General features: G+C 50.0%; 13 protein-coding genes and 1 pseudogene. 4 read left to right on the top strand and 10 right to left on the bottom strand.

The features are described from left to right. Window positions 1-52 precede the first annotated feature (52 nt). The 5 genes from secF to efp are packed head-to-tail and all read right to left on the bottom strand — an operon-like array spanning window position 53 to window position 4,775. Window positions 53-1,003, bottom strand: coding sequence for a protein translocase subunit SecF (gene secF / locus QJT81_15835; GenBank protein ID WGZ93268.1), 951 nt, complete (start codon window positions 1,001-1,003; stop codon window positions 53-55). Window positions 1,004-1,014: 11 nt separating this feature from the next. Beyond that, window positions 1,015-2,868 carry a protein translocase subunit SecD gene (gene secD, locus QJT81_15830; GenBank protein ID WGZ93267.1) on the bottom strand — a complete coding sequence of 618 codons (1,854 nt, stop codon included), beginning with the start codon at window positions 2,866-2,868 and terminating at the stop codon, window positions 1,015-1,017. A 56-nt stretch (window positions 2,869-2,924) separates the two neighbouring features. Then, complete coding sequence (yajC, locus tag QJT81_15825) at window positions 2,925-3,254, bottom strand: preprotein translocase subunit YajC (protein WGZ93266.1); 330 nt, start codon at window positions 3,252-3,254, stop codon at window positions 2,925-2,927. A gap of 34 nt (window positions 3,255-3,288) precedes the next feature. After that, window positions 3,289-4,209 carry an EF-P lysine aminoacylase EpmA gene (gene epmA, locus QJT81_15820; protein WGZ93265.1) on the bottom strand — a complete coding sequence of 307 codons (921 nt, stop codon included), beginning with the start codon at window positions 4,207-4,209 and terminating at the stop codon, window positions 3,289-3,291. Next, window positions 4,206-4,775: an elongation factor P gene (gene efp, locus QJT81_15815; GenBank protein WGZ93264.1), complete on the bottom strand. Its 570-nt coding sequence runs from the start codon at window positions 4,773-4,775 to the stop codon at window positions 4,206-4,208. The genes epmA and efp overlap by 4 nt, the downstream gene beginning before the upstream one ends. Before the next feature lie 146 nt (window positions 4,776-4,921). Here efp and QJT81_15810 point away from each other — a divergent pair, with 146 nt between their 5' ends. From QJT81_15810 to epmB, 3 genes are read left to right on the top strand one after another with little or no spacing between them, the layout of a single operon-like run. Continuing rightward, window positions 4,922-5,182 carry a type II toxin-antitoxin system VapB family antitoxin gene (locus QJT81_15810; GenBank protein WGZ93263.1) on the top strand — a complete coding sequence of 87 codons (261 nt, stop codon included), beginning with the start codon at window positions 4,922-4,924 and terminating at the stop codon, window positions 5,180-5,182. Continuing rightward, on the top strand, window positions 5,176-5,568 hold the full coding sequence (locus tag QJT81_15805; protein WGZ93262.1) for a type II toxin-antitoxin system VapC family toxin: 393 nt from the start codon (window positions 5,176-5,178) through the stop codon (window positions 5,566-5,568). Before QJT81_15810 ends, QJT81_15805 begins: the two co-directional genes overlap by 7 nt. Then, window positions 5,555-6,553 (top strand): EF-P beta-lysylation protein EpmB, encoded by a 999-nt coding sequence (gene epmB / locus QJT81_15800; GenBank protein WGZ93261.1) that lies wholly within the window; start codon window positions 5,555-5,557, stop codon window positions 6,551-6,553. Before QJT81_15805 ends, epmB begins: the two co-directional genes overlap by 14 nt. Before the next feature lie 135 nt (window positions 6,554-6,688). On the opposite strand, the gene QJT81_15795 is transcribed toward epmB, so the two are convergent. The 3 genes from QJT81_15795 to QJT81_15785 all read right to left on the bottom strand — a co-directional run bounded on the left by QJT81_15795 (window position 6,689) and on the right by QJT81_15785 (window position 9,434). Further along, window positions 6,689-7,666 (bottom strand): calcium-binding protein, encoded by a 978-nt coding sequence (locus tag QJT81_15795; protein WGZ93260.1) that lies wholly within the window; start codon window positions 7,664-7,666, stop codon window positions 6,689-6,691. A gap of 113 nt (window positions 7,667-7,779) precedes the next feature. Beyond that, window positions 7,780-8,382: a hypothetical protein gene (locus tag QJT81_15790; protein ID WGZ93259.1), complete on the bottom strand. Its 603-nt coding sequence runs from the start codon at window positions 8,380-8,382 to the stop codon at window positions 7,780-7,782. Between the two features lie 482 nt (window positions 8,383-8,864). After that, window positions 8,865-9,434: a thermonuclease family protein gene (locus QJT81_15785; protein WGZ93258.1), complete on the bottom strand. Its 570-nt coding sequence runs from the start codon at window positions 9,432-9,434 to the stop codon at window positions 8,865-8,867. Window positions 9,435-9,617: 183 nt separating this feature from the next. Between QJT81_15785 and QJT81_15780 the strand changes: the two genes are divergently transcribed. Continuing rightward, on the top strand, window positions 9,618-10,700 hold the full coding sequence (locus QJT81_15780; protein WGZ93257.1) for a cytochrome-c peroxidase: 1,083 nt from the start codon (window positions 9,618-9,620) through the stop codon (window positions 10,698-10,700). Between the two features lie 87 nt (window positions 10,701-10,787). Here QJT81_15780 and QJT81_15775 read toward each other — a convergent pair whose 3' ends face one another. Further along, window positions 10,788-11,237, bottom strand: coding sequence for a phosphoenolpyruvate carboxykinase (ATP) (locus QJT81_15775; GenBank protein WGZ93256.1), 450 nt, complete (start codon window positions 11,235-11,237; stop codon window positions 10,788-10,790). 197 nt (window positions 11,238-11,434) lie between these two features. Continuing rightward, a pseudogene (locus QJT81_15770) lies at window positions 11,435-12,483 on the bottom strand (IS630 family transposase). Window positions 12,484-12,486 lie beyond the last annotated feature (3 nt).

Here is a 12,486-nt window from a genome sequence, read left to right as displayed (position 1 = left end):
AGGAACTTGGGGGCAACTCTACTGAGTTATCCCCCAAGGATAAAGGCAAAGGTTAGACCACGGAGCCATCCGCGTTCATGCCTTCGATTTTTTCTTTCTCTGGTGGGATCATGTGTTCGCGTTTGAGGCCGAATAGTAGCAGTAGCGGGGAGGCCACCAATACTGATGAGTAAATCCCAAACATAATCCCGATAGTCAATGCCAGCGCAAAGTTATGCAAGGCTTCGCCGCCAAACCACAGCATCGCCAACACCATGATCTGGGTCGATACGTGCGTAATAATGGTACGTGACATAGTACTGGTAATCGCACTGTCGATAATGTCCGGGATGGTTTCATCGCGCATGGTGCGGATGTTTTCCCGAATTCGGTCAAATACCACCACCGATTCGTTCACTGAATAGCCCAGTACCGCCAAAATACCCGCCAGAACCGTCAAGTCAAACTGCCATTGGAAGAACGCAAATAAGCCAAGAATGATTACCACGTCATGCAGGTTGGCAATCGCAGCGGAAACTGCAAAGCGCCATTCAAAGCGAAATGCCAAGTAAATAATAATGCCAGCCGCGACTAAAATCAGGGCTAAACCACCGTTTTCATACAGTTCCTGCCCGACTTGCCCACCGACGAAATCGACCTTACTGAGCGTGACATCGGGTGTTCCGGTTTTCAGCACGCTCATGATTTGCTCACTGACTTGAGCACTGGAAACGCCTTCTTTCAATGGCAAACGGATCAACACATCCTGTGTCGAGCCAAAGTTTTGCACCGCTACCTCATGATAGCCGGTGGCTTTGATGGCTTCACGAATGGTGTCGATAGGCGCAGCCTGTGCGTAGCGCACCTCCATCACCGTACCGCCAGTGAAGTCGACCCCCAGATTCAGACCGTAGAAAAACAGTGCGAATACCGAGAACACAAACGTTGCCAGTGAAATAGCCGTCGTGGTTTTGCCGTACCGCATAAACGGAATGGCTTTTTTAAATGGAAATAACTCAATCATGGTGTAGCCCCTTAAATCGCCAATTTTTGCAGACGTGGTTTGTAACCGTAGACGAGGTTAACCATCGCCCGTGACACGGTTACCGCACTGAACATGGAGGTCAGAATCCCCAAACACAGCACCACGGCAAAGCCTTTAATCGGGCCGGAACCCAATAAAAATAGCGCAATACCGGCAATCAACGTCGTCAAGTTAGAGTCAATAATCGTACCCCAAGCACGCTCATAGCCGATATTGATAGCGACTTGTGGCGAAGCACCCGCACGTAATTCCTCACGGATACGTTCGTTAATCAATACGTTGGCATCAATCGCCATACCGAGTGTCAAAGCGATACCCGCCAACCCTGGTAATGTCAGGGTTGCCTGAATCATGGAAAGCAGTGCAAACAGGAAAAAGCCGTTAATAGCCAACGCCACGCTGGAAATAACGCCAAAAACACGGTAGTAAACCACCATGAATAACACCACTGCTGCAAACCCCCACAGATTGGAGTTAAAGCCCTTTTCGATATTTTCTTTACCCATGCTAGGGCCAACGGTACGTTCTTCCACGATATAAACCGGCGCGGCTAATGCACCGGCACGCAGCAATAAGGCAAGGTCACGTGCTTCTTTGGGGGAGTCCAACCCGGTAATCTGGAAACGTTTCCCCAATTGCTCTTGAATGCGGGCAACGTTGATGACTTCCTGGGTGGTTTTGCTGGTTTTGACTGTTTGCCCATCGACGGTTTGGCTCTCGATTTTGGTTTCAATGAAGACCACACCCATGAGTTTTTGGACGTTTTCACCGGTGACTTTGTTGAAACGAGCTGCCCCTTTGCCATCGAGGGTAATATGTACCGCAGGACGGCTTTTGTCATCAAAGCCCGAAGAGGCATCAATGATGTAATCCCCAGTCAGCATCACTTGTCGCTTCAGTAGAATAGGGTCGCCATTACGCTCTTTATAAAGCTGCGAACCAAGCGGTGCACGCCCACTTTGTTGCGCTTGCGTTGGGTCATTTTGTTCATCGACCAAACGGAATTCGAGGGTGGCGGTTGCGCCCAGAATTTCTTTGGCACGGGCGGTATCTTGCACACCGGGGAGTTGCACCACGATGCGGTTAGCGCCTTGTTGCTGGATAACTGGCTCGGAAACCCCTAACTCATTAACGCGCTTGCGCAGGGTGGTGATATTTTGTTGCAGGGCAAATTTTTGAATGTCCAGCATCGCGGTTTGTGAAATACTGGCTTGCAAATCGTTAGTGTCGGGCAGTGCGGTGAATTGCAGGCTATTCTGGTATTCCTTGCCAAGTGCTGCCATGGCGGCATCACGGCTGGCAGCGTCGCGGAATTTTGCCAGTACGGTGTCACCTTCGCGGGCAATGCCCAGATATTTGATGTCTTGTTCGCGCAGGAAATCACGGAATTCGTCTTCGTAGCGGTCAATCTGCTTATCCAGCGCTGCTTTCATGTCCACTTCCATGAGGAAATGTACCCCGCCGCGCAAATCCAACCCTAAAAACATCGGGTTAGCATTCAAGGCACGTAACCAGCTTGGGGTGGAAGGGGCAAGGTTGAGTGCTACCACAAACTGATCGCCGACCGCTTCTTTCAAGGCTTCCGACGCTTTGAGTTGCACATCGGTGTCTTCAAAGCGGAATAAGGCTTGTTGACCGTTGTTCTCACTGGCGCGAATGGTTAAGCCTTGCGCCTGTAACGCTTGCTCGAAGCGCTGCATGGTTGCCGGGTCGATAGCCTGTTCGGTTTTAGGGCTTAATTGCACCGCCGGTTCGGAGGGGAAAAAGTTGGGAACAGAGTAGATAACCCCAATCAGCAGCACGACTGCGATCATGAGGTACTTCCAGAGTGGATAGCGATTCATTGTTATAGGATTCCGTGTGGGTTGGAGGTGAGGGGGAAAATCCCCCCACTTACCGTTTATGCGCCTTTCATCGTGCCTTTGGGCAGGACAGAAGCAACAGCCTGTTTTTGTACTTTGATGGTGACATTATCCGCAACTGTCAAGTCGACGAAGCTATCACCTAAGCCAGCAATTTTACCAATCACGCCGCCACCGGTAACGATTTCATCGCCTTTGCCGAGGGATTCGATCATCATCTTGTGTTCTTTGGCACGCTTTTGCTGCGGGCGAATAATCATGAAATACATAATGGCGAAAAATACGCCCATCATCAGCAACATTTCGATGCCACCACCTGCGGGTGCGGCTGCACCTTCGGCATGAGCGTTAGATATCAGAAAGTCCACGTTCAATCTCCTTGACTGTTATTGTCGGCGGCTATTATGCCACCTCCCATGAAAAAGCGATAACCTGTTTCAGGTCATCGCGTTGCATCCTGCACAGCAGAATCCGGTCGATACCGAGGGCAACGCCTGCGCATTCTGGCAAGCCGTGTTCGAGTGCCGCAAGAAAACGTTCATCAACAGGGATGTCATGCCCGCGAGTGTGCGCATCTTGTACCAGAATTAAGCGATTCTGCGCTGAATCGGTTTGTTCCTGATAACCATTGCCAAGCTCCAATGCACCTAAATACACCTCGAAACGTTCCGCAACCGCCTGCCCATCCACCTGCTGTATGGTTGCCAGCGCAGATTGACTGGCTGGGTAATGGTACAGAAACGTCAATCGGTCGGTAGGGAATTGCGGTTCCACACAATGCGTTAACAGCAAATCCCGCCAAGCTTGCACTGGCATGTCACCGCTGATGGCGATGCCGTGAGCTTGCGCACAAGCCGACAATTGGGCTTCTGTGGCAAGATGGGGATCAAGCTGCACGCTTTCAAGGAATGCCTCACGATAACTGCAAAAACGCGGGGGTTTTTGCAGGTGCGGAATCAGTATGTGTAATAAATCAGCGACTTCGTGCATCAATTGTTGCCAAGTGAAGCCGAGCCGATACCATTCCAGTAGGGTGAATTCGGGGTTATGGCGTTTGCCGCTTTCATCACGCCGCCACACTTTGCAGAGTTGGTAAATATCACCCGCCCCCGCGACCAGCAAGCGTTTCATCGGGTATTCCGGCGAAGTGTGTAAATAGCGCAAACCCTGTGGCGTGTTGACGCTGAAGCTGTCAATGAAGGGGTCGGTGTTGCCCGCTTGCGAGAGTGCTGGGGTTTCAACTTCCAGCACCTTGCGTTCGGCAAAAAAAACGCGCACCTGCTGGTTCAGGGATGCGCGTTCGTGCAAAGCCGCTAGATTCACGCTTTGACGCGGGAAACGTATTCGCCAGTACGGGTGTCGATTTTGAGGATTTCGCCTTCTTCCATGTAAAGCGGCACTTTGACGACAGCGCCGGTTTCGAGCGTGGCAGGCTTAGTGCCACCGGTCGCGGTATCACCACGGACACCGGGGTCGGTTTGGGTGATTTTCAGTTCGGCAAAGTTAGGGGCAGTGACTTGAAGCGGTACGCCGTTCCACAAGGTGACGACGCATTTTTCATTGCCCTTGAGCCACTTGACGGCATCACCCATCGCGGTTTCACCGGCTTCGAGCTGTTCAAAGGAGCTGCTATCCATGAATGTCCAGACGCTGCCGTCGGTATAGAGGTATTCCATATCACGGTCTTCAACGTCAGCCCCTTCGACTGTTTCCGTGGATTTGAAGGTTTGCTCAATGGTGCGCCCACTTTTGAGGTTGCGGACGCGGGCGCGGGTGAAGGCTTGCCCTTTGCCGGGTTTCACGAAATCACTTTCTACGACAGTGTAAGGGTCGCCGTTGATAATAATTTTCACACCAACCCGTAAATCATTTGCACCATAGGTAGCCATTGTCCATCTCCAAAATCGTTCATAGCCAAAATAGCCCGCTATGATAACCGGAATCCAGATAAAAAATCAGGTAGAAATTGGCATGAACTCACATAATGTCGTATTGTATATACAATCCTTTATATTCAATACAACGGTGGTGTGAGATGGCACTCAGCATTCGCAACGAACGCGCCGAACAGTTGGCTCGCGAAATCGCGCAATTGACGGGTTACAACATGACTTCCGCGATTATTATGGCTTTGGAAGAAAAGTTGGAGCGTCTGCAACGTTTCCGCCGAGTGAATGGCAAGCTGGATGAAATTATGGTCATTTCGCGGCGCTGTAGTGCCTTGCCTGATCTGGATACGCGCAGTGCTGACGACATCCTCGGTTATGACGAACACGGGGTAAATACCTTGTGGTAATTGATACGTCTGCCATTATCGCCATTTTATTGGGTGAACCAGAAACTGAAGCCCTTTCCAAAGCCATTTTAGATGACCCCAAGCGTTTGATGAGTGCTTTTTCGTTACTGGAATGCAGCATTGTGATCGAAAGTCGCAAAGGCGAAGCTGGTGGGCGTGAGCTGGATTTGCTACTGTACCGCTTACAAGTTGAAATTGTGGATATGAATGCCGAACAGACGCAACTTGCTCGCGAAGGCTGGCGGCAGTTTGGGAAGGGGAGGCATCGGGCAGCGTTGAATATCGGTGACTGTTGTTCGTATGCGCTGGCGAAGTACGCGGGTGAGCCGTTGTTGTTCAAGGGCGATGATTTCAACCATTCGGATATTCCCTATGTTGCTTTATAAACAAACGCCGGTAGCGGTTTGGCAGCGTGAATTAGCGGGTGCGGTGCGTGATCCACTGGTGTTGATGCAAGCGTTGGGGTTGGAAGGGGGAGATGTGAGCACGGATGCTGTTCGCCAGTTTCGCCTGCTAGTTCCCCACAGCTACATCGCTCGGATGAAATATGGCGATTGGAACGACCCACTGTTACGTCAGGTGTTGCCGCTGGATGCTGAGTTGCAAGTGGTGGAGGGTTTCCACGCTGACCCTGTGGGTGATAATCAGGCATTGGTAGCCGATGGTGTATTGCACAAGTATCACGGGCGCGTGTTACTGGTGACGACGGGCGCGTGTGCGGTGCATTGCCGTTATTGTTTCCGGCGGCATTTTCCGTACAGCGACGCGAATCCGGTGAAGGGCGAATGGGAAGGGGCATTGGCGTATATCCGTGCCAATCCTGATGTGTGCGAAGTGATTTTGAGTGGCGGTGATCCGCTGACACTTGCTGATGAGCGCTTGGCATTGTTTTTCAAGCAGTTGAGCGGTATCCCTCATGTAAAACGTGTGCGTTTTCATACCCGCTTGCCGGTGGTGTTGCCGTCACGGATCGATGCGGGATTTTTGCAGGTGCTGGCAAGTATCCGGCAGCAAGTGGTCATGGTGATTCATGCCAATCACGCGCAAGAGTTAGCAGCAGACGATGTGCGCCAAGCATTAGCCGCTTTGCATTCGGCGGGTGTGACCTTGTTGAATCAGGCGGTGCTATTGCGTGGGGTGAATGACAGTGTGCAGGCACAAGTGGATTTGAGCGAGGCGTTGTTTGCCGAGCGGGTTTTGCCGTATTACTTGCATGTGTTGGATAGGGTGGCGGGGGCGGCGCATTTTGAGGTGGCGGAAGGTGAGGCTGTCAGCATTCTGGAAGAAATGCGCCAACAGTTACCCGGTTTCCTCGTGCCGAAATTGGTGCGTGAAGTGGCGGGGGAAAAAGCCAAAACGCCGGTTTGCTAAATTATCGTTTAATATTCCCCTCTATCATAAAAATAGAGGAGAATGTTGGCTTGATACAGGAATCAATTACAACTAAACAATGCTGCCGTCAGCATTGATTTTTTTAGCGTAAGTTGTTAAGTACTTAGGCATAAGTTACTCGGAACTTTGCAATCGTAACCGATTGATTTGTAATGGGTGGTTTTTCCGAAAAACTTTTGCATAAGTACTTAAAAAGATTGGCAGACTAAGAGAGTTGTCCACGCCAAATGTGATACGTTCAATGTTCTTTAACTTGTAAGTATTATTGTCGGCGTTATTGGTAATAAACACGGCTTCATCATCTGGTGTGTTTGCGGCAAAGTGGATGACACGATAATTTGCTTTTGGTTGCCCGTTAGTATCGTTAGTAAATAGATCCTGCTTCAAATGGAAAGTATCATTTCCCACTGAGCCATCAATTTGTTCCAATTTGATTTCTCCCGCTCTTTCCTTTGCCATTAAGTCCAGTATCGCTTGTGGGTCGCCAATGGCTGCTTGAATTTTGTCGTGGAAGCCCTCTCCTGGAGGAATGCCAATTTCTACAGTTTCATTGATGGTATCATCGCCTGTTCCCCCGATGATTGTATCTATTCCGTAGCCACCTTCGAGTGTGTCATTACCTGATCCCCCATCCAGTAGATCATCACCATCGCCGCCGTATAGTTCATCATTGCCTACGCCGCCATATAAGGTGTCATTATCATCGCCGCCGTCCAGCTTGTCATTACCAGACCCGCCGTCCAATAGGTCATCACCGTTACCACCTTCAAGGATGTCATTATTCGGGAAAGTAGGGGCAGGAGTGCCATCAGCATCAATATCTCCCGAAGTTCCTGCATTTGATGTTGGATAATCATCACCATACAATTTGTCGTTACCATCCCCACCTCTCAGTGTCTCTCCTTGGAGCTTTCCATCGACTCGTATTTCCTCATTGCCATTGGAGCCTCCTATCAAAATATCATCACCCGGACCACCATCAAGGTAATCAGTACCAGTGCCACCGAATAGCCAGTCTTCATGATTGCCCCCGTAGAGGTAGTCATTGCCCCCTTCTCCTGATAGTCGGTCTAAGCCATTTCCACCAGACAAGATGTCACCTCTCTGTTGGCCGGTTAAAACATCATTACCATTGCGACCAGATAATGATTGACCACATTGGTCGGCTGTTCGAAAGTCGTCGTTATTGGTGCCAATCCAAGGCGCTATTGGATTTGGACAGTCGATAGCACCCGTAGCACCCGTAGCACCCGTAGCACCCGTAGCACCCGTAGCACCCGTAGCACCCGTAGCACCCGTAGCACCCGTAGCACCCGTAGCACCCGTAGCACCCGTAGCACCCGTAGCACCCGTAGCACCCGTAGCACCCGTAGCACCCGTAGCACCCGTAGCACCCGTAGCACCCGTAGCACCCGTAGCACCCGTAGCACCCGTAGCACCCGTAGCACCCGTAGCACCCGTAGCACCCGTAGCACCCGTAGCACCCGTAGCACCCGTAGCACCCGTAGCACCCGTAGCACCCGTAGCACCCGTAGCACCCGTAGCACCCGTAGCACCCGTAGCACCCGTAGCACCCGTAGCACCCGTAGCACCCGTAGCACCCGTAGCACCCGTAGCACCCGTAGCACCCGTAGCACCCGTAGCACCCGTAGCACCCGTAGCACCCGTAGCACCCGTAGCACCCGTAGCACCCGTAGCACCCGTAGCACCCGTAGCACCCGTAGCACCCGTAGCACCCGTAGCACCCGTAGCACCCGTAGCACCCGTAGCACCCGTAGCACCCGTAGCACCCGTAGCACCCGTAGCACCAGCACCTCCCAGTTGTCGTGTGAGTAACTGAAGGAGTTGTGCCACGATATTGAGCAGTGATTTAAGTGTCTCTGAATTGTTTGACAGATTCGGAGGCTGCCTCTGCATGGCGGATGTGGCGTTTTGTTGCCATGAGGGGGGGGGCGCCATAGGAGGAGGTGGCGAGGTTTTGTGGAATATATTTATCTGATGTGAATTGAGCGTTAATGGATGACATAACAAACTCCTTTTGCTTGCTATTTCCTATAAATAAAAACTTATGGGATAGCTGTATCCCTAAGCCTCTCCCTATTTATAACGCTCTATAACCGCATTGATATAATGTGTGCGACCACATACTCTTAAATTATAAAAATAGTTTTAATTTGGTTTTAATTGTTGTCACTTATATTTATGTTCCTTGGTATTGACAGTGGCTATATTCTCCAGACAAGCGGAATTATTTAGGTGATGAGGCGCGTTACGTATTGCCGTTGCGCGTCTATTGTTTATTGGATGATTGTTTGCGGAAATCCCACGGCGCTTGCGGTTGTTTGTCGCGCCATAAGCCGCGCTTGGCTTTGCGGGCTTGTTTTTCTGCGGCGGCATACGCGGCTTGATCGTCAGAGCTTTGTTCTTTAGCGTATGCGTCATAATGCCAGCCGCAACCGGCTTTGATTTGTTCCAGCGCGACATCTTTGCCTTCTACCGTGACTTTGCCAATCACGCGCCCGTAACGGTCGAGTTTGTAAGCTTCAACATCAGCAGTGAGATTGACAGCGCGGGTCATGAGCATTTCTTTGCACTTTTGCCCATGCGCTTGTTTGGTTTCAGGCGCATCAATACCTTGTAAACGGATTTTGTAATTGCGTTTGTTGCTGGCTAACACGGTCAAGGTATCGCCATCGCTAACGCCGACTACGCGCCCTTGTGCCAGCATTGTGCCAGCGTCGGTAATGCGTGCGCCCGGTGGTAGTTGGGCTTGCAGTTTATTATCCGGTTGTACCTCGAAACGGTCGATGCAGCCACCTAGCAAGAGAATGCTGAATACAAAGGACAGAAGTTTTTTCAAGATTGGCTCCAATACCAGGGGAAATGCATGAATACAATAGCGGATTATCCCAAAAAACCGATCATGATGAACTAAAAACCCTATGATGTGACCGGAAATTACTTGATCTGTATCAAGTTGAATAAAGCCCTTCCCGATAACATGAGTCTACAAAAGATTTACCCAAAAAAGTAGGAGATACTCATGAAAGCGCAAGCCCTGATGATTTCATTGCTGGCACTTGGCGTTGCCACTGCTGTGTGGGCGGACACAGCTACCAAGGCTGAGACAGCTAAGGTGGCAGAAGCAGCCAGCGTTGTGAAAGACGAACCGATTAAACCCTTACCTTCTTATGTGCCGAAAGAGGCGATGGTAGAGTTGGGGAAAAAGTTATACTTTGACCCGCGTTTATCCAAGTCCGGTTTTATTTCCTGCAACTCTTGCCACAACCTGAGCATGGGGGGCACGGATAACCTGCCCACTTCCATCGGCGATCATTGGCAACAAGGCCCAATCAATTCACCAACTGTGCTCAATTCCAGCATGAACGTGGCGCAATTTTGGGACGGGCGTGCCAAAGACTTGAAAGCTCAAGCCGGTGGTCCGATTGCCAACCCCGGAGAAATGGCATTCACGCATGAACTTGCCATTGGTGTCTTGGAATCCATTCCTGCCTATAAAGACGAGTTCAAGATGGCATTCGGCAAAGATTCGATCGACATCGACATGGTGACAGATGCAATTGCGGCATTTGAAGAAACCTTGGTTACACCCGATTCCAAATTTGATCGCTGGTTGAAAGGTGATGAGACCGCGATGAATGACAAAGAACTCAATGGTTACAAGTTGTTCAAAGACAGTGGCTGCGTGGCTTGCCACAATGGCCCTGCGGTAGGTGGCTCCAGCTTCCAGAAAATGGGTGCAGTTGAACCGTACAAAACCGACAGCAAAGCCGAAGGTTTGGTGGGGGTTACTGGTAAAGATGCTGACCGTTTCAAGTTCAAAGTGCCTACACTGCGTAACGTAGAAATGACGTATCCGTATTTCCACGATGGTGCTGCGAAAACGTTGGAAGAAGCCGTCACGATCATGGGTCAAATTCAGTTGGGTAAGAAATTCTCTGACACTGAAACGGCTGACATTGTGGCATTCTTGAAAACCCTGACAGGTAAACAGCCTGACATTAAGTTGCCGATTTTGCCTCCGTCTACTAACGATACACCGCGCCCTGATCCGTTTGGCAAAGGTGATGCGGCTAAAGCAGATGATACTGCGAAAAAATCGTAAGGTTTTATAACCGCAATAACCCCCTGCATTACGTAATGCCAGTCAGTTAGTCTGACTGGCACTATCCCCAACTGCTCCACTGTGTATTTAAACTCGACCTTTTAATGGCCCGGCAGCACAGATAGTTTCTGCAACACCTTCGCTGTATTTGGCAAAGTTTTCGTGGAACAGCGATGCCAGATAAGTGGCTTTGGCTTCATAAACGGCTTTATCTGCCCATGTTGATGAAGGTTCCAGCACTTCCGTGGGGACATTCGGGCAGGCAACCGGGATGTTTAAGCCGAAAATAGCATCACGACGGGTAGCGACTTGATCCAAATCACCATTCAAGGCAGCGTTGACCATGCTACGGGTATGATGAATGTTCATGCGTTTGCCCACGCCATAGCCGCCGCCTGTCCAGCCCGTATTTACCAACCAGCAAGAAACGCCGTGTTCATTGATTTTTGCACCCAGTAAGTCCGCATACACAGAAGGGTGCAGCGCCATGAACGGTGCGCCAAAGCACGTGCTGAAGGTGGCGGTTGGCTCAGTCACACCTTTTTCGGTTCCCGCGACTTTGGCGGTATACCCCGAAATAAAGTGATATACCTTACAGCGTCAAGACCTGAACATTTTTAAAGGTTTGAAAATTTGTTGTCATCAACTGGGTCAGTTCTTTCTTGTGATCGGTATCCAGCTTGTCGAGACAGTTGGTGATGGCCGCCTTGAAAGCGGGAAACTTATCATATACCTTACAGCGTCAAGACCTGAACATTTTTAAAGGTTTGAAAATTTGTTGTCATCAACTGGGTCAGTTCTTTCTTGTGATCGGTATCCAGCTTGTCGAGACAGTTGGTGATGGCCGCCTTGAAAGCGGGAAACTTATCATAGTATTTCGAGTACAAGCATTTTTTCTTGACGAACTTCCACAACCGTTCAATCAGATTGAGGTTGGGTGAATAGGTCGGTAAAAATAATAGTTCAATATTGAGCCTTTTCGCACAGGCAAACACGGCTTCACAGCGTTGATACTTGGCATTATCCAAGACCAAAGTGATCGGTATTTTGAGTGCTAACGCTGCAATTTTTTCCAATAATTCACACACGCTGTTAGCGTTGATATAGGAGTCGTTAGTGATCGTGATGAGTTGTAGCGTTATCGCATTGAGTGCGCCCAATACGTTGTAGCGTTGTCGACCACAGGGGGCTTTGATGAATACGCGGGAAAATGACCACAAAAACCCCAGAAACGGTGCTAACACGAAGTGGGCGGCATCGACAAAAAAAGGGCGCGTTTGCCCTCCTTAGCCTCCTGAATGCGCGGTTTTAGTTCATTTTCCAGGAACTTTTCTTGTGCTTCCACATCAGCTTTGGCGGGTATCATCCCCACTTTACGGATGTCCATCCCTATTTTCTTCATAAAGACACGTACCCTGTCCTCACTGCGTTTGATGCCTGTCAGCTCCTCAATCTTAGCGGCTGCCGCCTTGCTGGTTGCGGGGGGATATTCACGAAAATAGGCTTCAATCTTGTCTTTATATGCCATCAAATCACTCTGTGGTTTATTGAATCGTATTTCTTTAAGAGCTTCTAAACCGTTAGGTTGTAGGTAGGCGTTTAGGTAGGCAAGCAGCGTGGCTTCTGTAATCCTTTCCAATCGTTTGATTTCCTTATGCGTCAACTGTTGGGATTTCAGGTACAGCACGGACATTTTCTTACGGACTCTGGGATGAGGATGGCGCTCCTTCCAGTAGAACAGCTCCGCTATCTCATCCTCAGTGAAAGTGATTTTTAATGTCATACA

It is taken from the genome of Candidatus Thiothrix putei (genome assembly GCA_029972225.1).
In the GTDB taxonomy this organism is placed as follows: domain Bacteria; phylum Pseudomonadota; class Gammaproteobacteria; order Thiotrichales; family Thiotrichaceae; genus Thiothrix; species Thiothrix putei.
This window is presented reverse-complemented; position numbering and strand designations above follow the sequence as displayed.